The sequence below is a fragment of the Janthinobacterium sp. GMG1 genome (genome assembly GCF_034427795.1).
Lineage (GTDB): Bacteria > Pseudomonadota > Gammaproteobacteria > Burkholderiales > Burkholderiaceae_D > Janthinobacterium.
The window spans coordinates 729,924-753,860 of record NZ_JAXQNT010000002.1; the positions used below are offsets into that span (position 1 = coordinate 729,924).

Genomic DNA, 23,937 nt, shown 5'->3' on the forward strand with positions numbered 1-23,937 from the left:
ATTTACTGTGAAATAAGGATATGACAAAATGAAGCTCGATAAATTCGACCTCGCCATCCTGACGGCCCTGCAGCAGGATGCCCGCATCAGCCTGCACGAGCTGAGCGCCAAGGTGGGCCTGACCTCGTCGCCATGCTGGGCCCGCATCAAGCGCATGGAAGACGATGGCGTCATCGAGGGTTATACGGTGAACGTCAACGCGGCCAAGGTGGGCCTGGCCGACACCGTCATCGTGCAAGTCACGCTGGACGACCATTCCGACCAGGCCCTGTTCGAGTTCGGCCACGCGCTGGCCATGATCCCGGAAGTGCTGGAAGCGTTCCTTGTCTCCGGCGACTACGATTACTACCTGCGCATCGCCGTCAGCGATACGCGCGACTATGAACGCCTGCTGCGCGAGCGCCTGTATAAAATTCCCGGCATCCGCCACAGCAAATCGAGCTTTGTCTTGCGCCAGCTCAAACAGAGTTACTTGCCCCTGCAACGTTAGTTCCCCGCACGGCGGGAGTTTTTCCCTAGTTCATTGATGGTGGCTGTCCGATACTGGACGCAATAAAAACCACTATAAATCGGGGATACGCATGAAACTGACCTTATTCGCCGCCACCGCCATGGCGCTGTGCCAGGCGCAGGCTGCCGAACCGGAGATGACCGCATCGGGCGACTTGCCCACCGTCATCATCACGGGCAGCATGCCGCTGCCCACCATGGAGCAGCCGCGCGATGCGCTGGCCGCGCCCGTGCAGACGGCCAGCGCGCAGCAGATTGCCCGCAGCGGCGCGCTCGACTTATCCTCTTTTCTGCGCCGCAACCTGGGCAGCGTCTACGTGAACGAAGTGCAGAACAATCCGTTCCAGCCCGACGTCAGCTACCGCGGCTATACGGCGTCGCCGCTGCTGGGCACGCCGCAGGGCCTGTCCGTGTACCTGGACGGCATGCGCCTGAACCAGCCGTTTGGCGATGTCGTCAGCTGGGACTTGATCCCGCGTATGGCGATCGAATCGCTGACCCTGATGCCCGGTTCGAACCCCCTGTTTGGCCTCAACACCCTGGGCGGCGCGCTGGCCCTGCAAACCAAGGATGGCAGGAGCAGTCCCGGCACCGCCATCGAGGCGCGCCTGGGTTCCGATCAACGTCGCGGTGTCGAGTTCGAGCATGGCGGCAGCAATGCCCAAGGCTGGCACTGGTATGTGACGGGCAACCGTTTCAAGGAAGATGGCTGGCGCGACGATTCCCCGTCCGACGTGCGCCAGGTGTTTGGCAAGCTGGGCTGGAGCGATGCGCGCACCGATATCGCCGTCACCATGGCCCACGCGGACAATGCGCTGACGGGCAACGGCTTGCAGGAACAGCGTCTGCTGGCGCGCGACTACCGCAGCGTCTACACCAAGCCGGATTTGACGGAAAACAGGTCGACCCTGCTGAACGTGACGGGCAAGCACCAGGCCGGCGCTGCCTTGCTCTTGTCCGGCAATGTGTACTACCGCAAGATCGACACGCATACCTTCAATGGCGACCTGAACGACGAGTCGCTCGACCAGTCCATCTACCAGCCCGGCGCGGCCGAACGGGCGGCCTTGGCGGCGGCCGGCTACACGGGCATTCCCGCCAGCGGAGCAAACGCGTCCAATACGCCGTTCCCGAAGTGGCGCTGTATCGGCAACGTGCTGTTGAACGATGAACCGGCCGAAAAATGCAACGGCATGATCAACCGCAGCCATACCGAGCAGGAAAACTACGGCTTTTCGGGGCAGTTCACGGCGCTGGCCGACCTGGCGGGCGCGCGTCATGCCGTCACGGCCGGCGCCGCCTATGATACGAGTCACGCCACCTTCCGCCAGACCAGCCAGTTCGGCTATCTGAACCCGGACCGCAGCATCACGCCAGTCGACTTCTTTGCCGACGGCACGGAAATCGACGACGACGGCACGCTAGTGGACAACCGGGTCGACTTGAGCGGGCGCATGCGCACCTGGAGCGTGTATGCGAGCGACAGCATTGCGTTCAATCAAGCGTTGACCTTGACGGTGTCTGGCCGCTACAACCGCAGCACGGTGCGTAACCGCGACGCCCTCACGCCGGGTGGCGGCAGCGGTTCGCTCGATGGCGACCACCGCTTCAGCCGCTTCAATCCCGCCATCGGCCTGGCGTATGCGCCGGCTGCGGGCGTGAGCGCCTATCTCGGCTACAACGAAGGCAGCCGCACGCCGACGGCCATCGAACTGGGCTGCGCCGACCCGGACAACCCCTGCCGCCTGCCCAACGCCATGGCCGGCGACCCGCCGTTAAAACAGGTGGTGACGAAGACGTGGGAAGCGGGCGTGCGCGGCAGGCTTGCCAATGTGGCCAGCTGGAGCGCGGGCGTGTTTCGCGCGGAAAACCACGACGATATCCTGTTTGTGGCCGATAACCAGGCCGGTTTCGGCTACTTCAAGAATTTCGGCAAGACGCGCCACCAGGGCGTGGAACTGGCGCTGGACGGCAAGGCAGGCGCGCTGGAGTTCGGCATCAACTACACGTGGCTGCAGGCGACGTATCAAAGCCGGGAAATCGTCAACGGCAGCGCCAACAGCAGCAGCGATGCGGACGCGCCTGGCCTGGAAGGCAATATCGTCATCGCGCCGGGCAACCGGATTCCTTTGACACCGAGCCATATCCTGAAGGCGCACATGGAGGTTCAGGGCGGACGCGACTGGACGGTGGGCCTGGCCATGACGGCCGTCTCCAGCGCGTATGCACGCGGCAATGAAAACAACCGGCACCAGGCGGGCGGGGCGTCGTACCTTGGCGCGGGCAAGAGCGGCGGTTACGCGATCTTTGAACTCAATGGAAAATATCAGCTGACACCGCAACTGAGCGTGTTTGCCCAGGTGAATAACCTGTTCGACCGCAAATATGCGACGGCGGCCCAGCTGGGCGCCACGGGTTTCGACGCCAACGGCAATTTTTCCGCCAGGCCACTGCCCGCCGTGGGGGGCGCGTATCCGATGGTCAATGCGACCTTCTATGCGGCCGGTGCCCCGCGCAGCGTGAATGTGGGTTTGCGCTACGCGTTTTAAGGCAGGCTATGCTCGATGACCCCGTTGCGCAGCGCCAGATGGACGAGGGCGGCGGGGCCGGGCACGTCGAGCTTTTCCCGGATGCAGGTCTGGTGGTTGGCCACCGTCTTGCTGCTCAGGTGCAGCAGGCGGGCGCAGTCGGCGGCGCTGCGGCCTTCGGCCAGCAGGCGGAAGATTTCGAATTCGCGCTGGCTCAGGCTGCTCAACCGGTCCGCTTCCCTGCGGGCCGTGCCTTGCAGCACGCCGGGCGCGCTGTGCGGGTCGAGGTAGCGCCGTCCCGCGTGGGCGGCGCGCACGGCGTCGACCAGGTGTTCCGGGTCGGCCTGCTTGCTGACGAAGCCGCAGGCGCCGCCGTCAAACGCGCGCGCGATCAGCTGCGGCGTGTCGTGCATGGTAAACACCAGCACGCGGGCGCTGGCATCGCGGACCAGCAGCTTGCGCAGCAATTCCAGGCCGCCGATGCCGGGCATGGACAAATCCGTCACGCAGACGTCGGGTGCGTGCTCCTGGTACAAGCCATACGCCGTTTCGCCATTGCCCGCCTCGGCCACGACGGCGATATCGCCCCCCTGTTCCAGCAGGCGCCGATAGCCCGTGCGCACCACCGGATGGTCGTCCACCAGCATCACGCGGATCGGGGTCATGGCCGCGTTCATGCCGCGCACCGTGCCGCCAGGGCCACTTCGATGCGCAAGCCGTTGCCCAGCGCGCTGATCCAGCGGATATGGCCGCGCAGGCCGGCCACGCGCTCGCGCATGCCCAGCATGCCGAAGCCATCTGCGGGCGTCTTGTCCGGGCGCAAACCCCGGCCATTGTCTTCGATGGCAAGGTGCAGCAAGCCGTGCGCATCGGCGCGCAATTCCACCGTGGCCTGGTCGGCGCCCGCGTGGCGCGCCACGTTCGTCAAGCCTTCCTGCACCAGGCGGTAGATGGCGGTGGCGGTGCTGTCGTCGAGGTCGTCGGGGATGGCGTGCGGCGCGAAATGGCAGGCGATGCCGTGCTGCTGGGCCCAGCTGTCGCACAGCGCCTGCAGGGCCGGCGCCAGGCCCAGGCTGTCGAGCACGGGCGGGCGCAGCCGGCGCAACATCGTGCGCACCATCGCGTGCAGCGCTTCCGACGAGCGGGCGATGCTGGCGGCGCACGCCTGCACGTTCGCCTGGTCGCCCTCGCGCGCGCGCAGGATGTAGCTGGCGGCGGCGCGGATGGCCGTGCAGTCCTGTCCCACTTCATCGTGCAGCTCGCGCGCCAGCGCGCAGCGCTCCTCTTCCTGCGCGCGCAGCAGGCGCTGCGTGAGGGCGCGATTCTGTGCCAGCAGCAGCGCCACCTGGCGGCCGCGCCGCACGGCAAAGCCGGCCAGCGCCAGCACCAGCAGCAACAGGCTCAGGATCAGTTCATCGAGTTGCCAGTGCTCCTGGCGCCAGAGCGCTTGCGTCAGCCGTTCGGTCAGGTCCAGCCTGGCGGCCAGCAGGAAAAAAGCCAGCGCCAGCGCGCAGCACAGCAGGACAGTCCGGCGCGGCCGGGAGCGCGCGCTTGCCTGGGCGCCAAGTTGATGGTGTTCCATGATGCTGCTCCCTGAGCACGGTAGATGTCCTTGTTGTGCAAGCTTCATGCCATCGGCGCAAGGGCGGCAGGGGGTGGATCAGGCGGGGCAGAGGGGGGCAGGCAAGTGTTCCAGGATGGAACAGGTGTACCGCGATGTAACGGGGATGACGACGCGGCAGGCGCGGTTTTCGAGCTTATCCGAAGTCGGACCGGCACGCTGGAGTACGCGTCTGCAGTGTGAGGAATTGTTGTTCAAATGTAACGTTGAGATTCCTCAAGCTTTCATAGATAAAACAAAACAAAGTTTCGTGGAGTTAGATAAAAAATAAATAAATGATATTAAAAATATGATATTTGTTTTATGCGATTTGCTATATTTGTTGACACTTTTGTGAAAAAGCTGAAAGCGGGCGTCAGACCTGCCGACCTATCTATCCACAACAATCAAGGGAATAGAATGAATCGTTTATCACATGCGCGGGTATCGCCCGCCACCGCCAATCCGCCCGCTACCCGCGGTCGCACCACCGTCCTTGCCGCGCTGGCCACCTTGTCCGTGCTGGCTACTGCGCCGGCCATGGCCGGTGTCCTGACCTTCGACAACTTGCGCCCCGACGTGTATGAAAGCGGCCAGACGCTCAATACGTCGAGCTACAACCTGCTGTTCCTGGCCGATCCGACCACGGCGGCCGGCGGCGGCGTCAGCGGCGTGGGCGCCATCCTCGATGGCCGTGTGGGTTCGTCGTGCGATATCGCCGCCTGCCCGCAGGGCGCCACCGGCAATTACCTGGCTATCCTCAATGATGGCGGCGTGAATTTCGCGCGTGCCGATCACCAGGAATTCACCCTGGCCGGTTTCGATTATTCCTTCATCGCGCCTGTCTCCGGCTTGCCGAACCAGAATTGGGGCCAGTTGCAGCTGAGCGGCACCCTCAGCGACGGCCAGGTGATCAGCACCTCGCTGGCGTTTCCCGGCCAGGGCAGCGATGGCAATTACTCTTTCCAGAGCGCTTCCCTGCTGGGCGGCTTCAGCAATTACGCGTTTACGGGCCTGACCTTCAATGCGTGCATTTTCAATGACACGGGCGCGTGCAGCAATTCCATCGATTTCCCCGCCTTTAATCAGGGCCAGTTTGCGCTCGACAATATCAATGTCAGCGCCGTGCCGGAACCGTCGACCTACATGCTGATGCTGGTCGGCCTGGGCGCCATCGGCATGCTGTCGCGCCGCCGCAGCGGCAAGTTCGCCGCAGCCACCGTGCAAGGAGCGTGAGATGAAATTACGTCCCGTTTCACTCGGTATCCTCCTGCTGGCCGCCAGCCTGGCGCAAGCGGCGCAGGCGCAGGAACGCCGCTCCTACATCGTGCAACTGGTCGACAAGCCGGCCGCCACCTACACGGGCCAGGTCGACGGCCTGGCCGCCACCAAGCCGGCTCCGGGCGCGCGCATCAACGTGGGCGCCGCCGATGTGCAGGCCTATTTGAGCTACCTCGACACCAAACAGGCCGCCGTGGCCGGCACCGTCAGCGCGGCGGAAATCACGCACCAGTACAGCGTCGTCTTCAACGGCTTTTCCGCCTTGCTGACGGACGATGAAGTGCGGGCCCTGAAGAAAAACAGCGGCGTGGCCAGCATCAGCGCCGACTCCATCCTGCAGCTCGACACCAGCTACACGCCCAGCTTCCTGGGCCTGGACAAGCCGGGCGGCATCTGGGAGCAGCTGGGCGGCAAGGCGCACGCCGGTGAAGACATCATCATCGGCATCGTCGACAGCGGCATCTGGCCCGAGAACACGGCCTTTGCCGACCGCCTCGACGAGAACGGCGTGCCCAGCCACAACGGCAACAATGTCGTGTACGGCGCGCCACCGGCCAGCTGGCAGGGCACTTGCCAGACGGGTGAAGGATTTTCCGCCGAGAATTGCAACAACAAGCTGATCGGCGCGCGCTACTACCGCGCCGCCACGTCGGCGCTGCACTGGACGGAATTTTTGTCGCCGCGCGATTCCGTCGCCGGCCTGACGGGGCATGGCGGCCATGGCACGCATACGGCGTCCACGGCCGGCGGCAACAATGGCGCCCTGGCCACCTCGAACGGCGTGTCGCTGGGCAAGGCGTCCGGCATGGCGCCGCGCGCCCGCATCGCCGCCTATAAAGTGTGCTGGACGGCAGCATCGACGGGGCGCAACGGTTGCGCCACGGCCGACAGCGTGGCCGCCATCGACCAGGCGGTCAAGGATGGCGTCAACGTCATCAACTTCTCCATCGGCCCGAACGCGGGCGGCGGCGCCTTCGACGAACCGACGGAAGTCGCCTTCCTGGGCGCGGCGGCAGCCGGCGTGTTTGTCGCCACGTCGGGCGGTAATTCCGGCCCTGCCACGCCTGCACCCGATGTGCCGGCACCCGTGTCGCACATCAGCCCGTGGCTGGCAACGGTCGCCAATTCCACCCACAACCGCCTGTACGCGGCCAACGTCATTCTCAGCAATGGCACCAAGCTGGAAGGCGCATCGAGCAATGCAAATACACCGGCCCTGCCGCTGATCCAGTCGCGCGACGCGGGCCTGGCCGGCGTGCTGCCGACGGACCTCAATTTGCTGCGCTGCTTCGGCGTGGCCGATGCCACTTCGGCGTATCTGGATCCGGCGAAAGTGGCAGGCAAGATACTCGTGTGCGACCGTGGCGGCAACGTGCTGGTCAACAAGAGCGCGAATGCCAGGACGGCGGGCGCGGCGGGCGTGATCATCGCCAACGTGGCGGGCGGCGCCAACACCGTCATCAACCAGGCGCACGTGCTGTCGACCGTGCACCTGGCGCAGGCGCAGGGCGACGCGCTGAAGGCTTTTCTGGCGGCGACGCCGGATGGCACGGCGGCGCTGGGTGAAGTGCATACCATCCCCGACACCACGGTGCAGGCGCCGATCGTCAGTGACCGTTCCTCGCGCGGGCCGAATGTGGCCAACGCGAACATCCTGAAACCGGACCTGTCGGCGCCCGGCACCAACGTGCTGGCCGGCGTGACGGCCGACCTGACGCAGGCGCAGCGCGATGCCGTGGCGGCAGGCGGCGTGGCGCCGGCGGCCGAGTGGGATTTCTATTCCGGCACCTCGATGGCCAGCCCGCACGTGGCCGGCGTGGCGGCATTGCTCAAGCAGCAGCATCCGGACTGGTCGCCCGCGGCCATCAAGTCGGCGCTGATGACGACGGCCTTCAGCACCTATTCGGACGGCTTGAACGGTTCCGTGTCGTGGGATGCCACGGCGAAGAACTCGGGCCAGCTGCCGTGGGGCCAGGGCGCCGGCCACATCGCGCCGAACAGTGCGGCCGATCCCGGCCTCGTGTACGACATGTCGGAAATCGACTATGCGCGCTTCCTGTGCGGCCTGAACCTGAAGGTCTACAGCGCCGCCACGTGCCAGGCCATCGGCGGCATCGCTGCCTACAACCTGAACCTGGCATCGCTGACGGCGGCCAACGTGCTGGGCACGCAAACGCTGACGCGCACGGTGACCAACGTGGGCGCCAGCAGCGCCGTCTACAACGTCTCGGCCAGCCTGCCCGGCTACACGGTGGCGGTGACGCCAACGAGCCTGAACCTGGCGCCGGGGGCCAAGGGCCAGTACCAGGTCAAGCTGACGCGCACCACGGCGCCGGCCAATACCTGGACCTACGGCGCGCTGAGCTGGACGGATGGCACGCACACGGTGCGCAGCCCGCTGACGGCGCGCGGCACTTCGCTGGCCGCCATTCCGCTGGTCAGCAGCGAAGCGGCCACGGGCAGCAAGGTGCTGACCCTGGGCACGGGCTTCACGGGCGCGCTGGTGGGCGTCAAGTCGGGTCTCGTCGAAGCCGTGCGCCAAACGCGCACGATCGGCCAGGCGGCGACGGGCGCTGCCGCATCGGCGGCCTGCAAGGCGGGTGGCGCCACGGGTGTGAACGTGCATAACGTGGTGATACCGGCCGGCACCCTGGCGGCGCGCTTTGCCACCTACGATGCGGAAACGACGGGCGGCGCGAATACCGACATGGACATGGAGGTCTACAACGCCGCCAATGTGCTGGTCGGCAGCAGCGGCAATGAAAGTTCCAATGAGCAAGTGGAACTGCGCCTGCCCGCCGCTGGCACCTACAAGGTGTGCGTGATTGGTTTTGCGCCGCAAAACGGCCAGGCCGACTACACCTTGTCGTCGTGGGTGCTGGCGCCGGGCTTGTCGAATGGCGGCTTCAAGGCGCTGATGCCGGGCACGGCCTACACGGGCGGCACGGCGACTGTCTCGCTGAGCTGGTCCAACCTGGCCGAAGGCAAGCGCCACCTGGGCGCCGTCGGCTACCAGGTGGCTGGCGTGGTGCAAGGCGTGACGGTGGTCGAGGTCAATACCAATGATCCCGTGCCGCTGTTTCAGAACGCGCGCGGCGCCAGGCCGGTGTTGGCTGAATAAACTGTTCTTTGCGTGAACGCAAGGCGTGCCTCCGGGCACGCCTTTTTTTATGCACGCACCCCCGTTCGGGAGGAATAGCACTTGCATGGCGGTAACGCCAACGGTATCTTGTCGGATAGCCATGGCTTTGTGCCCTGGCATTCTTGGGGAGTCGCGCGTGACCAGTTTCCGCACCAATACCGACCGCCTGCTGGAAGTACGCCTGCAGGATGAAAAAGTGCTGGCGATTGCCGGCGCCATGGTCGCCTATACGGGCAGCATCAAATTTGAAAAATCCCTGCTCGGCGGCGAGGGCCTCTTTGGCGCGCTCAAGCGCAAGGTGACCAACGAAGGCATGCAGGTGATGCAGGCCGCCGGCACGGGCACGGTGTTTTTCGCGCAGAATGCGGCCGAGATCACCGTCATGGCGCTGGCCGGCGAAAAGCTGACCATCGAAAGCAGCAGCCTGCTGGCCTATGACACGAGCCTGAAGACGGGCACCAGCTTTGCCGGCCTGCGCGGCGCCAGCTCGGGCCAGGGCCTGTTTTCCACCACCGTCGAAGGCCATGGCAACCTGGCCGTCATTTCGCGCGGCAACCTGATCATGCTGGAAGTGACGCCGGCGCACCCGCTGCGCGTGGACCCGGACGCCTTCGTCGGCTTCAAGGGCGATATCCGCCAGGAATTCGTTTTTGATGTCAACTGGCGCACGATGATCGGCCAGAGCTCGGGCGAATCGTACCAGCACAAATTCACAGGCCAGGGCGTGGTGTTCATCCAGCCCGCCGAACGTTAAGTCAGCGAGGACCCGCGATGCCTGTCTATCAGCAAATCAATGAAAAGATGCTTGAGGTCAAACTCGGCAATGAAGAAGTATTCGCGCGCAAGGGCGCCATGGTGTCCTACCAGGGCGACGTGGCGTTCAGCCGCTCCTTCCTGGCTGGCCAGGGCGTGCAAAGCCTGGCCATGCGCGCCGTCACGAATGAAGGCTACGCCATGATGTCGGCGCGTGGCAGCGGCAGCGTGTTTTACGCGCAGGGCGGCCTGTTCGTCACCATCGTCCCCGTGCGCGGCGAAACTTTCTATGTGGAAAGCGATTCCCTGCTGGCCTTCGATGCGCGCCTGACGGCCGGCACCATGTTCCTCGGCAACCAGGGCGGCGTGCAGGGCGTGGTACGCGGCATGGCTTCGGGCCAGGGTCTGTTTACCACCACCTTGCAAGGCACGGGCGAAGTGGCGATTTTGTCCGACGGCAATGCCATCGGCTTGCCCGTCACGCCGGACGTGCCCGTGTTTGTCGACCCGCAAGCGTATATCGGCCACACGGGGCAGCTGAGCTCGACCATCGTCACGGACCTGAACTGGAAAACTTTCGTTGGCCAGGCGTCCGGCGAATCCTACCAGGTGAAATTTACGGGCCAGGGCACGGTCTACATCCAAGCGAGCGAAAGGTAAGCCATGACGATTTACAATCCCGATACCTTGCCGAAGAACGATAACCTGAACCGTTTTTCGTATGTCATCGACGTCAAGGAACAGATATTCATTCGCAAGGGCAAGATGATTGCCTTCTATGGCGAGCTGCGCTTCGAAGCCATGGGCAGCAGCGTGCTCGACCTGATCGTGCGCAACGCCTTCAATGCACCGAAATACATCCACCACTTTGTCGTGGCGCAAGGCCAGGGCCAATTGATCCTGGGCGACAACGGCAACGACCTGGCGTGCTACGACCTGGACAACGCCAACATGACCATCCGCGCGAAAAACCTGCTGGGTTTTACGAAGGATGTGATTTGCCAGGAATCGACCTTGCCCGGTTATCTGACCATGATAGGCACGGGTAAGGTGATCGCCTCGTCGAACGGGCCCGTGCATTTCCTCGAGTTGCCGTGCCGCGTCGACGAGCAGGCCGTGCTGGGCTGGGCCGATTGTCCCAGCCCTTCATATCACTACGATTACGCCCACGTGCAGGGCTGGGCCTCGGCCGCCGGTGCGCTCACGGGTTTTACCCTGTCGGGCGAGGAAAAGCAGATCGACTTCACGGGCGCCGGCACGGTGCTGGTGCAGTCATCCGAGCTGGACGTGACGGGCAGTTCCGCCCTGATGCAGCTGCTGGCGCAATTGCCGCTGCTGGGCAAGGAAGACCTGGGTACCTTGAGTCTTTCTGTGCAGCAGCAGATGAAGCAGGAACGTTAAGCTACTTGACGGCCGCCCAGCTGGGCGGCCGTTTTTCCAGGAAGGCGCTCACGCCTTCGTTTGCATCCTCTTCCATCATATTGCGCGCCATCACGTCGCCCGCATACGCATATGCCTCGTCCAGCGGCAGCTGGCGCTGTCGGTAGAACATCTGCTTGCCGTAGCGGATGGCCGTCGGGCTTTTCGCCATGATCTGCTGCGCCAGGCGCGCCACGGCTTCGTCGAGCGCCGTGTCGGCCACCGTTTCGTTGATCAGGCCCCAGTCGGCGGCCGTGTCGGCGTCGATGAAGCGGCCCGTCACCAGCATGTCGAAGGCCCGCTTGGGCGATACATTGCGCGACAGGGCCACCGATGGCGTGGCGCAGAACAGGCCCACGTTGATGCCGGAAACGGCAAAGCGCGCGGACGCGCCCGCCACGGCCAGGTCGCAGCTGGCGACCAGCTGGCAGCCGGCCGCCGTGGCGATGCCATGCACGCGGGCAATCACGGGCACGGGCAAGGTTTGAATGGCTTGCATCACGCGTGAACATTGCGCGAACAGGGTTTGATAATACGCAAGCTGGCGCGTAGCTTGCATCTGGCGCAAATCGTGGCCCGCGCAAAAGGCCTTGCCTTCGGCCGCCAGCACCACGCAGCGCACGTGCGGCTGCCCGGCGATGAGGTCGAGTTCAGCCTGCAGCGCCGCCAGCATGGCTTCGGACAGGGCATTGAATTGCAGCGGACGGTTCAGGCGCAGGGTGACGAGGCCACCCTCGTCCTCGCGCAGCACCAGCGGTGCTTGCGTGTCATGTGTTGCGGTCATGCGGTCTCCAGTGGCCTGATGGCCTTGTTGTTCTAGGAAATCTTATTTGGCGGCGTTCACGCTGCCGATGCCGGCGATCGACTTGTGCACGATCTTCGGCTTGCCGTAATACGTCAGTTCGCCCATGCCGCGCACGACGGCGTTCAGTTCGCCCGAGGAATACACCTTGACGGAACCGATGCCTTCGAAATTGACGTCGACGTTTTTCGCCAGCAAGGCTTTCGTATCGACTTCGCCCACGCCTTGCGCCTTCAGGCGCAGCCAGTCGACCTGACCATCGGCGGCAAGGCGGCCCGCGCCCTTGTAACTGATGTCGACTCTTGGACCATTGAGCTTGGTCAATATCTTCTCGCCCGCGCCTTCCGCGATCAGCTTGCGCAAGGTGGGCATGGTGATGATGATGCGCGGGTCGCCATCCGTTTTCTTGATGTCCTTGTCCTTCATGGAAATTTTCAGCTCGCCATCGACCACTTCCGTGATCACGCCGCTGAGGAATTTCTGGTCGCCGCGCAGCAGCAGGGTCTGCTCCTTGCCCGATTCGACTTCGATGCTGATGGGGCCGCGGATGTCGATGGCGTTGAAGGCGGCTACCGTACGGGTTTGCTCGTCGGCATGCGCGAGGGTGGAGAGGCAGGCGAGGGACAGGACTGACAACAGGAACAGAGGGCGCATGGCGGTTTCCTTGAGTAGTTGATCAGTGTATTCTATTGTGCAACATCTCCATTGGGGAGAAATTTGCGATGAACGGCACAAATCGCGGCCCGGATGACACGCCGCCGCCGGCCAGCCGCGCGCCCGGCAAGGCGCCGTTGGGCTATGCTGTGGCGTACCGCGTCCTGGAGACTGCATGAAAAATTATCACAAAGAAGATTATCCCGTCGCCGATATCCGTCGCTTCCTTGAACCGGGGCCGGTGGTGCTGGTCAGTTCAACGTGGCAGGGCGAAAGCGACGTCATGACCATGGCCTGGCACATGCTGATGGAATTTACGCCATCCTTGCTGGGTTGCTTCATTTCCGACGCGAACCACAGCTATGAAATGATCAAGCGCAGCATGGAGTGCGTGATCAACCTGCCCACGGCCGACATGGTCGACCAGGTGGTCGCCATCGGCAACTGCAGCGGCGAAGACACGGACAAGTTTGCGGCCTTCGGCCTGACGCCCCAGCCGGCCGAACAGGTGGGCGCGCCCCTGATCGCCGAGTGCTACGCCAACTTCGAATGCAAGCTGGCGCAGGTGGCGGGCAACCCGAAGGGCGGCTTCTTCATTTTCGAGTGCGTGAAGGCCCATGTGGCCACCTCGCCAAAACTGCCGGAAACCCTGCACTACCGAGGGAATGGCGAGTTCATGGTGTCGGGCCGGACCATCAGCCGCAAGAGTCTGATGAAGCCTGAAATGTCGTAGGTGAACACTGCTGGGGTCAGACCCGCCGGGTCTGACCCCAAATGAGTCGTCTTAAATGACCCCCTGCGCCAGCATCGCATCAGCGACCTTTACGAAGCCGGCGATATTGGCGCCATCCACATAGCTGACCGTGCCATCGGCGCGCGTGCCGTATTGCTTGCACGCCGCGTGGATGCCTTGCATGATCTGCAGCAAACGCGCGTCGACTTCCTCGCGGGGCCAGGAAATTCGGGCCGCGTTCTGGCTCATTTCCAGGCCCGACGTGGCCACGCCGCCCGCGTTGCTGGCCTTGCCCGGCGCATACAGCACGCCCGCCGCTTCGAAGGCCTTGGCTGCCTCGATGGTGGTAGGCATGTTGGCGCCTTCGGCCACGCATTGCACGCCATTGGCGATGAGAAGACGGGCATCGGCGATGTCCAGTTCATTCTGCGTGGCGCAGGGCAGGGCGATGTCGACCGGCACATGCCACGGCGAGACGCCCGCTTCGAAGCGCACGCCCGTGCGCGCGGCGTAATCGCTGACCCGGCCATACAAATGATTCTTGATCTCCATCAGGATGGCCAGTTTTTCCGGCGTGAAGCCGTCCTCGTCGATGACGGTGCCGCTGGAATCGGAGACGGTGATGACTTTCGCGCCCATGGCCATAGCTTTTTCCACCGCGTACTGCGCCACGTTGCCCGAACCGGAAACGGAGACGCGCATGCCTTCGAACGAGCGGCCCCGCGTTTTCAGCATTTCTTCGGCGAAATACACGGTGCCGTAGCCCGTCGCTTCCGGACGCATCAGCGAGCCGCCGAAGCTGGCGCCCTTGCCGGTGAACACGCAGTCGGCGCGGTTGCTGAGTTTTTTCATCATGCCGGCCATATAGCCCACTTCGCGCCCGCCCACGCCGATGTCGCCGGCCGGCACGTCCGTGTCCGAACCCACGTGGCGGAACAGTTCACTCACGAAGGCTTGGCAGAAACGCATCACTTCACCCGGGCTCTTGCCCTTCGGATCGAAATCGGCGCCGCCCTTGCCGCCGCCCATCGGTAACGTGGTCAGCGCATTCTTGAACGTTTGCTCGAAGGCGAGGAATTTCAGCACCGACAGGGTGACGGAAGGGTGGAAGCGGATGCCGCCCTTGTACGGCCCGATGGCCATGCTGTGCTGGATGCGGTAGCCGCGATTGACTTGTACTTGCCCATGGTCATCGACCCACGACACGCGGAACATCACCACGCGCTCCGGCTCGATCAAGCGTTCCAGCAAGCCTTGTTCCGCGTATTTCGGGTGCTGTTCCAGGAACGGCCACAAGCTCTCCATGACTTCGGTGACGGCTTGCAGAAACTCGGGTTGACCTGGATTGCGTGCGGCGACATGCTGGACATACTCGTGAGCAGATGCGTATTTCATCAGAATTCCATGGAGGTAATCGGTTATTTGGGCAACTATCATCGCAGATTTCGCACAAAAATGGTGCGGAAATTTGGTTTTGAGGGGTTTCTGCTACATTGTGGGGAGTTTTGAGGACTCTGTGGCCGATGCGAGTGGTAAACGACAACGCCAGCCCGAAGGCTGGCGTTGTCGTTGCGGATCGCCTGGTCAAGCCAGGACAGGCGTCACCCCGCCATGCTGCGCAAGATCAGCCCGGTGATGTAGGCACCGTAGGTGCCCAGCGCATAGCCGAGCACGGCCAGCAGCACGCCGACGGGGGCCAGGGCCGGGTGGAAGGCGCTGGCGATGACGGGGGCCGAGGCGGCGCCGCCGATGTTCGCTTGCGATCCCACGGCCATGAAGAACAGGGGGGCGCGGATCAGCTTGGCGACGAGCAGCATCAGGCCGCCATGCACGGCGATCCAGATCAGACCCAGCAGGAACAAAAATGGCTTGTCGAGCAGGGCTTTCAAGTCCATGTGCATGCCGATGGTGGCCACCAGCACGTACAGCATGGCCGAGCCGATGGTCGAGGCGCCCGCGCCTTCCAGGCTGCGCGCCCGGGTAAAGCTCAGCAGCAAGCCGAAGGTGGTGGCAAGCACGACGATCCAGAAGAAGTTCGACGTCAGGCTGTAATCCTGCAAGCGCCATGTGGCCGGCAGGGTGTTGATCCAGTTGATGATGGGGCCGGCCAGGAAGTGCGACAGGCCCGTCACGCCCAGGCCCACGCCGAGGATGATCATGATGTCAGTCAGGGTGGCGACGCGCGCGTGCTGTGCCCGATAACTTTCGATGCTGTCCTTGAGCGCATTGATGGCCGTCAGATCGGCGCCCGTCCAGCGGTCGAAGGCGCCCGCGCGGCCGGCCTGGAACAGCAGCACGGCCGTCCAGACGTTGGCCACCAGCACGTCGACGGCGACGAACTGCCCGAACAGGGTGGCGTCCACTTCAAACACTTCCTTCATGGCCGCCTGGTTGGCGCCGCCGCCTATCCACGAGCCGGCGACAGTCGTCATGCCGCGCCAGGTGTCGCCCGCCACCGTTTCGGGGTGGATCAAACGCAGCGCCTCGAACGAGACGAGGGCGCCCAGCATCACGCCGAGTGTTCCTGTGAGAAACATGATGATGGCCTTGGGACCGAGGCGGATGATGCCGCCGAAATCGATGGCCACGCACAGCAGGACCAGCGCGCTGGGCAGCAGATAGTCGCGCGCCACGGCGTACAGGCCGGAAGCGTTGCCGTCGATGATGCCGAAGGTGTTGAGCAACGCCGGGATCAGGTAGCACATCAGCAGGGACGGGATATACGTATAAAACTTTTTCCAGAAGCCGTTCGTGCGGGAGGCGGTCCAGAAGACGCCCCCCAGGGTCATGGCGAGCAGGCCGAGGACGACGGCGTCATTGGTGATTAGGGCGGGTGTGGCAGGTGGCATCGGGGATTCCGGTGAACGTGTCAGGGACGCACCGGGTGCCGATCAGGCTCCCGGGCGCGGGTGGCCGTATCGTATAGCAATGTTGAAGCCTAAACAAATTTTTTAGGCCATGCCAGCGGAAATTTTTCTTGTCAAATCAAACACTTGCGGACTGGTTTGCCGATGCCGCCGCCAGACTGGCGGTTACAAATAGCGGGCCAGCAAGGCCTTGTCGAGGGCCCCGTCGAGTTCGATGCGCACGAAGTGGCCGCTGCCGGGCGCCACCTGGATTTCTTGGCCGTCGTCGCTGAGCATGCGTGTAATGGTGAAGTCGCGATTGCCGCCCGGATGCACGGCTTCGATGCGATCACCGACGGCGAAGCGGTTTTTTACGTCCACCCTGGCCCAGCCGTCCGTCACGCCCAGCACGTCGCCCACGTACTGGCTGCGGTCGGCCTCGGACGCGCCGCGCATGTAGTTCTGGTGCGCCTGGGTATGGTGGCGTTGATAGAAACCGTCCGTGTAGCCGCGGTTGGCCAGGCCTTGCAGCTGGCCCAGCAGGCCGATGTCGAAGGGGCGGCCCGCGACGGCATCATCGATGGCTTGGCGGTAGACTTGCGCCGTGCGCGCCGCGTAGTACAGCGACTTGGTGCGGCCCTCGACCTTCAGCGAATCGACGCCGATTTTCACCAGGCGCTCGATGTGCTCGACGGCGCGCAAGTCCTTCGAATTCATGATGTAGGTGCCGTGCTCGTCTTCGAGGATGGGCATCAGCTGGCCCGGGCGCTGGGCTTCTTCTATTAGGTATGGCTGGTCGGCCAGCGGGTGGCGCGGCTGCTGGTGCAGGGCGGAAAACGCGTTATTGTCGGCCTCGGCCAGCGCCTGATGGAATTCCAGCGGCACCACCTGCATGCCGCCCAGGTCGCCGCTGGCGTCTTCGGATGCATTTTTCACCTTGTAATCCCAGCGGCAGGAATTCGTGCACGTGCCCTGATTCGGGTCGCGGTGGTTGAAGTAGCCGGACAGCAGGCAGCGGCCCGAGTAGGCGATGCACAGGGCGCCGTGGACGAATACTTCCAGTTCCATTTCCGGGCAGCGCTGGCGGATTTCCTCGATCTCGTCGAGCGACAGTTCGCGCGACAAGATCACACGGGTCAAGCCCATGCGGTGCCAGAACTTCACGTCGGCCCAGTTGACGGCGTTCGCCTGCACGGACAGGTGCACGGGAATCTCCGGCCACTTGTCGCGCACCATCATGATCAGGCCCGGGTCGGCCATGATCAGCGCGTCGGGGCGCATGGCGATCACCGGTTCCATGTCGCGCAAATAGGTTTTCAGCTTGGCGTTGTGGGCGAAGATATTGCTGGCGACAAAGAATTGCTTGCCACGTGCATGCGCGCCATCAATTCCTTCCTGCAAGGCTTGCAAGGTCGAAAAATCGTTATTGCGCACGCGCAAGCTGTAGCGCGGCTGGCCCGCGTAGACGGCGTCGGCGCCAAAATCGAAAGCGGCGTGCATCTTGGCCAGGGAGCCGGCAGGCAGGAGGAGTTCGGGAGCGTGGCGCATGGAGGAGGGGCAAAGCCGGCGATTGTAGGCGGGCTGGTGCTGTATTGCATTGCCTTGGGTCAAGGGTTTGACATCCGGCGCCCATGTGTTCAGGCGTAAGGCGTGCCCGCCATGGCCGCGTTCAAGCCAGTATGCCCCTGGTCCACCAGGGCGAGAAAGCCGGCCTTGGCCAGCTGCGCGTCGCCATGCTGGCGGAAGGCGCGGTGGGCCTCGATGAGGGCGGTGCTCCAGGTGGCCAGCAGCAGGCTGGCCGCCAGGTGGGCGAGGGGATCGTTTGCATCGCGACCCGTGGATTCCGTCAACGCTTGCGCGACGACTTGCGCCAGTTCGTCGCGGATGGCCCGCGCCCGCGCTTTCAGGGTGTCGCTGGCCTCGATGGTGGCGATGAAACCCTGGCCAGCGGCGGAAAACGTGATGTAGGGGCTGTCTTCCAGTGCCAGCCGGTGCGCCAGCAGGCGCAGGGTTTCGATGGGCGCGATGGCGGGATCGCGCTGGCGCAGCGCGGCGCGCAGCAACTCACGCCCCTCTTCCTCGCGGTCGAAGAACATGTCTTCCTTGCGCGGGAAATGGTTGAACACGGTCATGCGTCCCACGCTGGCGGCTGCCGCGATCTCGTCCACCGTCACCTGCTCGAAGCCGCGCACGAAGAACAGGCGCGTGGCGGCATTCGAAATGGCTTGCCGGGTAGCAAGGCGTTTGCGGGAGCGGAGGTCGGCAGGTATCGTCATGTTGCCCCGATCATACACGAAGTGTACTGAGTACAGATAACGCTTGATGGCGCGGCAAGGCTGGGCGTACTATTTATGTACTGAGTACATATTTGGATTGAGTATATGAAAGTATCCGTTCCCGTGGCAGCGCTGCCTGTCATTTTTGCCACTGTCATGCTCGACGCCGTCGGCATCGGCCTGATCTTCCCCATCCTGCCGGCACTGCTGCGGCACGTCACCCATGCCGATAACGTGGCGCCGTATATCGGCATCATGACGGCCCTGTATGCGTTGATGCAGTTCATCTTTGCACCCGTGCTGGGGGCGCTGAGCGACCGCCTGGGGCGGCGTCCCGTGCTGCTCGTTTCGTTGGCGGGCGCCGCCGTCAATTATCTGTTCCTGGCGTTTGCGCCCAGCCTGTGGATGCTGCTGCTGGGGCGCGCCATCGCCGGGCTGACGAGTGCCAACGTTTCCGTGGCGACGGCCTACATCACCGATATTTCGGCCGAGAACCAGCGGGCGCGCCGTTTTGGCCTGTTGAATGCCATGTTTGGCGCGGGCTTCATCATCGGCCCCGTGCTGGGCGGCGCGCTAGGCGATTACGGGCTGCGCCTGCCGTTCATGGCGGCAGCCGTCTTGAATACAGGCAACTTGCTGCTGGCGTTGTTGACCTTGCCCGAATCACGTCGGCCCACGGGTGGAAAGATCGACCTGGCGGCATTGAATCCCCTGCGCCCGCTGCGCTGGGTTTTCTCGGAGAAAAGCTTGCTGCCGATCACTGTCATCTTCTTTACCTTCAGCGCGGCCGGCGAAGTGTATGGCGTGTGCTGGGCGCTGTGGGGGCACGATGCGTTCGCGTGGAACGGGCTGTGGATCGGCCTGTCGCTGGGCGCCTTTGGCGTATGCCAGGCGCTGGCCCAGGCGTTTCTGCCAGGCCCGGCCGTGAGACTGCTGGGCGAACGCGCCACCATCCTGGCAGGCGTCGCCTGCGCCTGCGTCGCGCTGGTCGTCATGGCGTTTGCCAGCCGCAGCTGGATGATCTTCGCCATCATGCCCGTGTTTGCCCTGGGCGGCATTGGCGCGCCGGCCTTGCAGTCGTTGGCCACGCGGCAAGTGGCCGACGACCGGCAAGGCCAGTTCCAGGGCGTGCTGGCCTCGTCCGTGAGCCTGGCGTCCGTGCTGTGTCCGCTGGTGTTTTCCAGCATGTATTTTGTGTTCAGGGAACACTGGCCCGTCGCCATCTGGCTGTCAGTGCTTGTCGTGTACGCGGCGCTGGTGCCGCTCGTGCTGGGCTTGCGCTTGCACAAACCGGCGCAAGCCCTGGCAGGCTAGTGTGCGTGCGAGGTTCCGCTGCTGCCGGCCTGCCCCGTCATGGGCAGGTGTTCAGGCGGCATGCCATCCTTGAACAGCTGACGCAGCTGCTGGCGCAGCTCCGGCGTGTCGTGGTGATGGTGTACCGAGACCGCGTGTTCCACGGCAATACCCAATAGCTCTTCCTCGCTGTCGGCCGAGATGGCCACCGAGCAATGTGTGTCGCTTGGAAATTCCCGGCAATCGATGAATTTGCGCGTCATGATCGACTCCTTTCTGCAAAGAGCGGGCACCGCGCCCGCTCCATTCAGTATAGGTCGCAAATTCGCCTAGGCGGCGCGGCTGCTGATATCGGCCTCGTGCACCGGCAAGTGTGTTGGCTGCGCCGTCTCGGCCGGAAAGTCGTCGACCTGTATCAAGCCATCGACCAAGCGCGCAACTTCCAGCAAGGTATTGTGCTCCTGGCAACTGACCAAGCTTGCTGCCTTGGCCGTTGCCAGCCACTGCTGCATGGCGGATAGGCTTTGCGGCAGGTGCCGCAGGGCTGCGCCTGCGGGCGTGTCTTTCAAGCGTTTTTCGATGTGCAGGACGTCGGGGAGCATGGCCAGCGCCCGCTCGGCGCAGGCCACGGGATCTGCCGCGTCGCTGGCCACATAGCCGTCGGCCAGCAAACGCTCGCGGTCGGCGCCTGGCGTTTGCAGGGCCAGCGCCACTTCACTGCCCAGTTCGTCGGACGGCGGACGGTGGGGCAGGCCAAACGGGAACAGCAGGGTGCGCAGCAGCATGGCCAGCACGCGCGCGGGGAAATTGTCGAGCACGCCCGTCAGACCCTGCTGGGCCTTGACCAGCGCATCCTGCAGCGACCAGTGCACATAGGGCAGGTCGGCTTCGAGCCGGCCATCGTCCTCGTAGCGTTTCAGCACGGATGAAGCCAGATAGAGTTGCGCCAGCACGTCGCCCAGCCGGGCGGACAGCCGCTCGCGGCGCTTGAGCTCGCCGCCGAGCACGAACATCGACATATCCGTCATGACGGCAAACGCCGTCGACAGCCGCGTCAACGCGCGGTAGTAGGGCGCCAGTGCGGGCGCGCCGGCGTCGGGCGCGGCTGCCAGGCGCGCGCCGCCCAGTCCGTACCACATCCCCCTGGCCAAGTTGCCCAGCACAAAGCCCACGTGGCCAAAGAAGGCTGCATCGAAATCGCGCAGGGCCTTGCGGCCGTCGCTTTCGCTGACGGCGGCCATTTCCCTGAGCACATACGGATGCGCGCGGATGGCGCCCTGGCCAAAGATGATCAGGCTGCGCGTGAGGATGTTCGCGCCTTCGACCGTGATCGCGATGGGGATTTGCTGGTAGGCATTGGCGAGGAAATTGTTCGGTCCCACGCAGATGCCCTTGCCGCCGAGAATGTCCATGCCATCATTGACAAGCGCGCGGCCCCGTTCCGTGACGTGGTATTTGACGATGGCGGAAATGACGGCCGGCTTCTCTCCCAGGTCGACGGCGTGCGCGGCCAGGGTGCGGGCCGCGTCCATCAGATACAGGTTGGCGCCCATGCGGGCCAGCGCTTCCTGCACCCCTTCGAACTTGCCGATAGCCATGTTGAACTGGCGCCGCACGGCCGCATACGCGCCGGTGCCTCGCACGGCCATCTTGCCCATGCCCACGCTGGACGACGGCAGCGAAATGGCGCGCCCGGCCGCCAGGCATTCCATCAGCATGCGCCATCCTTTGCCTACTTGCGCCTGGCCGCCGATGACCCAGTCGATGGGGATGAAGACATCGTTGCCGGAAGTGGGGCCATTCTGGAAGGCGGCGTTCAAGGGATGATGGCGGCGGCCGATCACCACGCCGTCGTGGCTGGCGGGGATCAGGGCACAGGTGATGCCGGGCGCGTCGTTGTCTGAGAGCAAGTGGTCGGGATCGCTGGTCTGGAATGCCAGTCCCAGCAAAGTCGCCACGGGGGCCAGCGTGATATAGCGCTTGTTCCAGCTGAGGCGGAAACCCAGGGTGGGGCGTTCCTCATGCATGCCCATGCACACGACGCCCAGGTCGGGAATGGCGGCCGCGTCGGAACCCGCATACGGGCTGGTCAGGGCAAAGCAGGGAATCTCCGTGCCGGCGGCCAATCTCGGCAGATAATGGTTTTTCTGTTCTTCGGTGCCGTAGTGCAATAACAGCTCGGCCGGTCCCAGCGAATTGGGCACCATCACGGTCACGGCCAGCGCCGAGCAGCGGCTCGACAATTTCATGACCACTTGGGAATGCATGTAGGCGGAGAATTGCTTGCCGCCGTATTGCTTGGGAATGATCATGCCGAGGAAACCCTGGTTTTTCATGTAGTCCCAGGCTTGCGGCGGTAAATCCTGCGCCTGCTGCGTTTCCCAGTCATTGACCAATTCGCACAGCCGCTCGACGTCGTGCTCGAGAAAGTGGCGCTCTTCGGTGGTGAGCGTGGCGCGGCCATACGCCAGCAATTTTGTCCAGTCGGGTCTGCCGGAAAACAGGTCCGCATCCCACCACGTGGTGCCCGCCTCGAGCGCGTCGCGTTCCGTGTCGGACATGGTTGGCAAGATGCGCTTGAACAAGGCCAGCAAATGGGGCGTAATCAGGGCGCGGCGCACGGGGCCGGGCGCGAACAGTAGAACCAGGCCCAGCAGGGCCACCATCAGTATGATCGTCAGCATGCGATATCTCCCTGTGTAATGAGGACAGGGTAGGCCGATATGGCCGATGTTACTGTGCGGTACAGCGCATAGGGCGCAGCACGGCAGTTCACTTTACACCGCCGAAACTAAAAAGCAAACAAACAAAATGGTTGTTTTTTTATACTTATCGATAAATTTTTGTTGGCACGGGGGCAAAATCGAATCATCTAACAAGGGTTGTTCAGATTGAGGTTTAGAAGTGAGCTAGCGCTTGAATATTAGCTGAGGAGTGTCCTGATTTTAAGCCGATCAAATGCAACACTCCTCCAGACATTGCTGAATTATTTTTCAGGAAGTATTTCATCGATGCGAATAATAGTTAATGAATCTGCGAATGCTGAGAGTCCGAAATTTTTGGGCCCTGTTTGACCGAAAGCATCCTGAGCATGGTTATCATTTTCTTTCATCATTAACAAAAGTTCGGATACCTGTTTCACACTTTCGTCAGGAGATGTCTGCTTCAATTGGCCGACGACTCTCTCGGCAAACTGTTGTGGATTTATCGCTTTCCCTTCAACGGGCTCGCTGCACCAAATAGGCTGAGATTGCGTGTTGTCGAAGTAAATATAGTGCTTGCTGTTATCTGAAAAATCTGATGGACACGAACTTAAATCAACCAAGCGAAGCCCATCAAGATCTACGTTTACCTCATACAGCGCTGCTTTCTCAAAGATCATTGGGCAGGCGTAATAGACCATTGCCCCTTGATTTTGATTTAAATTGTATAGCAACTCGTGCTGTGAAAACCCAGTGTTATCGTTCTTTGTTGTATCCAAGGTTGCCCGATAATGGGGCCTACTTTTAATTTGTGGAGGTGTTTTCTTTTGACGTCTCTGAAGTTCGGCTACGACCTTAAATTGAAGAAAATAGGCAAGAAAACGGCTAGACAGTTTGTACCCATTTTGCATTGCACTGGATTTAAGCTGATCGAAAAATTCTTTGTCTGTAAGTTCGGTCTTTGCAAACGCTTGATCAAAACCCAAGAAAACTTCATGCTGAGGCGAATATTTAAAAAAATTAAAATTGCCGGTTGGGCCAAGGCCGTAGGTTTCCCGAATTAAATCTATCAATGGCCGATGATAGTGCATTTCCAGAACAGTTTCGTTAATAGACATGATCCCTCACAGATTTTCGCATAACAACAGATTGCCTAGAGTAACATGTTGCCATGGGGAAGATATAGATTTTTACCGGCATCGCACGATCGTTTGAACACTGCAAAGGCGGCATAGCCGTTTCTGGATAATTAAGAAGAGGTGCTGTTTGGATATGGAAGTGCTGAATTATTCGGTCCATGAAAATTTCAGCCCAAGGCACATCAGTTGAAACTCGGGTGGGGGAACTACGCGAACGGTTGGATGATTTGGCCTGCTTGAGGTGGGAGGGGCAGAACGC

At 62.7% G+C, this 23,937-nt stretch carries 20 protein-coding genes; 9 read left to right on the forward strand and 11 right to left on the reverse strand.

Features of this window, described 5'->3' with window-relative positions:
* The first annotated feature begins 28 nt into the window (after positions 1–28).
* On the forward strand, positions 29–490 hold the full coding sequence (locus SJI03_RS08315) for an Lrp/AsnC family transcriptional regulator (RefSeq protein WP_034784295.1): 462 nt from the start codon (positions 29–31) through the stop codon (positions 488–490).
* Positions 491–581: 91 nt separating this feature from the next.
* Positions 582–3,059: a TonB-dependent receptor gene (locus SJI03_RS08320; RefSeq protein WP_322426794.1), complete on the forward strand. Its 2,478-nt coding sequence runs from the start codon at positions 582–584 to the stop codon at positions 3,057–3,059.
* Here SJI03_RS08320 and SJI03_RS08325 read toward each other — a convergent pair.
* Entirely contained in the window at positions 3,056–3,703 is a 648-nt protein-coding gene (locus SJI03_RS08325; RefSeq protein ID WP_322426795.1) for a response regulator transcription factor, read from the reverse strand. The two genes, SJI03_RS08320 and SJI03_RS08325, sit on opposite strands and share 4 nt — an antisense overlap.
* A gap of 8 nt (positions 3,704–3,711) precedes the next feature.
* Positions 3,712–4,620 (reverse strand): histidine kinase, encoded by a 909-nt coding sequence (locus tag SJI03_RS08330; protein WP_322426796.1) that lies wholly within the window; start codon positions 4,618–4,620, stop codon positions 3,712–3,714.
* Positions 4,621–5,058: 438 nt separating this feature from the next.
* On the opposite strand from SJI03_RS08330, the gene SJI03_RS08335 reads away from it, so the two are divergent.
* From SJI03_RS08335 to SJI03_RS08355, 5 genes are all read left to right on the forward strand, one after another.
* The gene (locus tag SJI03_RS08335; RefSeq protein WP_199534414.1) at positions 5,059–5,874 is read left to right on the forward strand and encodes an NF038120 family PEP-CTERM protein; all 816 of its coding nucleotides are present in this window, start codon (positions 5,059–5,061) and stop codon (positions 5,872–5,874) included.
* 1 nt (position 5,875) lies between these two features.
* Positions 5,876–9,040 (forward strand): S8 family serine peptidase, encoded by a 3,165-nt coding sequence (locus SJI03_RS08340; RefSeq protein WP_322426797.1) that lies wholly within the window; start codon positions 5,876–5,878, stop codon positions 9,038–9,040.
* Between the two features lie 157 nt (positions 9,041–9,197).
* Positions 9,198–9,815, forward strand: coding sequence for an AIM24 family protein (locus SJI03_RS08345; protein WP_070217680.1), 618 nt, complete (start codon positions 9,198–9,200; stop codon positions 9,813–9,815).
* A 17-nt stretch (positions 9,816–9,832) separates the two neighbouring features.
* Positions 9,833–10,474 carry an AIM24 family protein gene (locus tag SJI03_RS08350; RefSeq protein ID WP_099378586.1) on the forward strand — a complete coding sequence of 214 codons (642 nt, stop codon included), beginning with the start codon at positions 9,833–9,835 and terminating at the stop codon, positions 10,472–10,474.
* A 3-nt stretch (positions 10,475–10,477) separates the two neighbouring features.
* A complete protein-coding gene (locus tag SJI03_RS08355) occupies positions 10,478–11,215 on the forward strand; it encodes an AIM24 family protein (protein WP_099378587.1) in 738 nt (245 codons plus the stop codon).
* Between the two features lies 1 nt (position 11,216).
* Here the strand turns inward: SJI03_RS08355 and SJI03_RS08360 are convergent, their stop codons facing one another.
* Together SJI03_RS08360 and SJI03_RS08365 are read right to left on the reverse strand one after the other, a co-directional pair.
* The gene (locus tag SJI03_RS08360) at positions 11,217–12,017 is read right to left on the reverse strand and encodes an enoyl-CoA hydratase (RefSeq protein ID WP_322426798.1); all 801 of its coding nucleotides are present in this window, start codon (positions 12,015–12,017) and stop codon (positions 11,217–11,219) included.
* 42 nt (positions 12,018–12,059) lie between these two features.
* On the reverse strand, positions 12,060–12,689 hold the full coding sequence (locus tag SJI03_RS08365; protein ID WP_322426799.1) for a head GIN domain-containing protein: 630 nt from the start codon (positions 12,687–12,689) through the stop codon (positions 12,060–12,062).
* A 175-nt stretch (positions 12,690–12,864) separates the two neighbouring features.
* Here SJI03_RS08365 and SJI03_RS08370 point away from each other — a divergent pair, with 175 nt between their 5' ends.
* Entirely contained in the window at positions 12,865–13,422 is a 558-nt protein-coding gene (locus SJI03_RS08370) for a flavin reductase family protein (RefSeq protein WP_322426800.1), read from the forward strand.
* A gap of 51 nt (positions 13,423–13,473) precedes the next feature.
* Here the strand turns inward: SJI03_RS08370 and gdhA are convergent, their stop codons facing one another.
* The 4 genes from gdhA to SJI03_RS08390 form a co-directional block, all read right to left on the reverse strand.
* Complete coding sequence (gene gdhA / locus SJI03_RS08375; protein ID WP_322426801.1) at positions 13,474–14,817, reverse strand: NADP-specific glutamate dehydrogenase; 1,344 nt, start codon at positions 14,815–14,817, stop codon at positions 13,474–13,476.
* A 206-nt stretch (positions 14,818–15,023) separates the two neighbouring features.
* The gene (locus SJI03_RS08380) at positions 15,024–16,271 is read right to left on the reverse strand and encodes a DUF819 domain-containing protein (protein ID WP_322426802.1); all 1,248 of its coding nucleotides are present in this window, start codon (positions 16,269–16,271) and stop codon (positions 15,024–15,026) included.
* Between the two features lie 183 nt (positions 16,272–16,454).
* Positions 16,455–17,816 (reverse strand): tRNA 5-hydroxyuridine modification protein YegQ, encoded by a 1,362-nt coding sequence (yegQ, locus tag SJI03_RS08385; RefSeq protein WP_099378593.1) that lies wholly within the window; start codon positions 17,814–17,816, stop codon positions 16,455–16,457.
* Positions 17,817–17,905: 89 nt separating this feature from the next.
* Positions 17,906–18,544 (reverse strand): TetR/AcrR family transcriptional regulator, encoded by a 639-nt coding sequence (locus SJI03_RS08390; protein ID WP_322426803.1) that lies wholly within the window; start codon positions 18,542–18,544, stop codon positions 17,906–17,908.
* Positions 18,545–18,649: 105 nt separating this feature from the next.
* On the opposite strand from SJI03_RS08390, the gene SJI03_RS08395 reads away from it, so the two are divergent.
* Positions 18,650–19,858: a TCR/Tet family MFS transporter gene (locus SJI03_RS08395; RefSeq protein ID WP_322426804.1), complete on the forward strand. Its 1,209-nt coding sequence runs from the start codon at positions 18,650–18,652 to the stop codon at positions 19,856–19,858.
* Here SJI03_RS08395 and SJI03_RS08400 read toward each other — a convergent pair.
* The 3 genes from SJI03_RS08400 to SJI03_RS08410 form a co-directional block, all read right to left on the reverse strand.
* On the reverse strand, positions 19,855–20,100 hold the full coding sequence (locus tag SJI03_RS08400) for a DUF1059 domain-containing protein (RefSeq protein ID WP_099378596.1): 246 nt from the start codon (positions 20,098–20,100) through the stop codon (positions 19,855–19,857). The two genes, SJI03_RS08395 and SJI03_RS08400, sit on opposite strands and share 4 nt — an antisense overlap.
* Before the next feature lie 66 nt (positions 20,101–20,166).
* Positions 20,167–22,521 carry an acyl-CoA dehydrogenase gene (locus tag SJI03_RS08405; protein WP_322426805.1) on the reverse strand — a complete coding sequence of 785 codons (2,355 nt, stop codon included), beginning with the start codon at positions 22,519–22,521 and terminating at the stop codon, positions 20,167–20,169.
* 302 nt (positions 22,522–22,823) lie between these two features.
* The gene (locus SJI03_RS08410) at positions 22,824–23,657 is read right to left on the reverse strand and encodes a hypothetical protein (RefSeq protein WP_158301231.1); all 834 of its coding nucleotides are present in this window, start codon (positions 23,655–23,657) and stop codon (positions 22,824–22,826) included.
* Between the last annotated feature and the right edge of the window lie 280 nt (positions 23,658–23,937).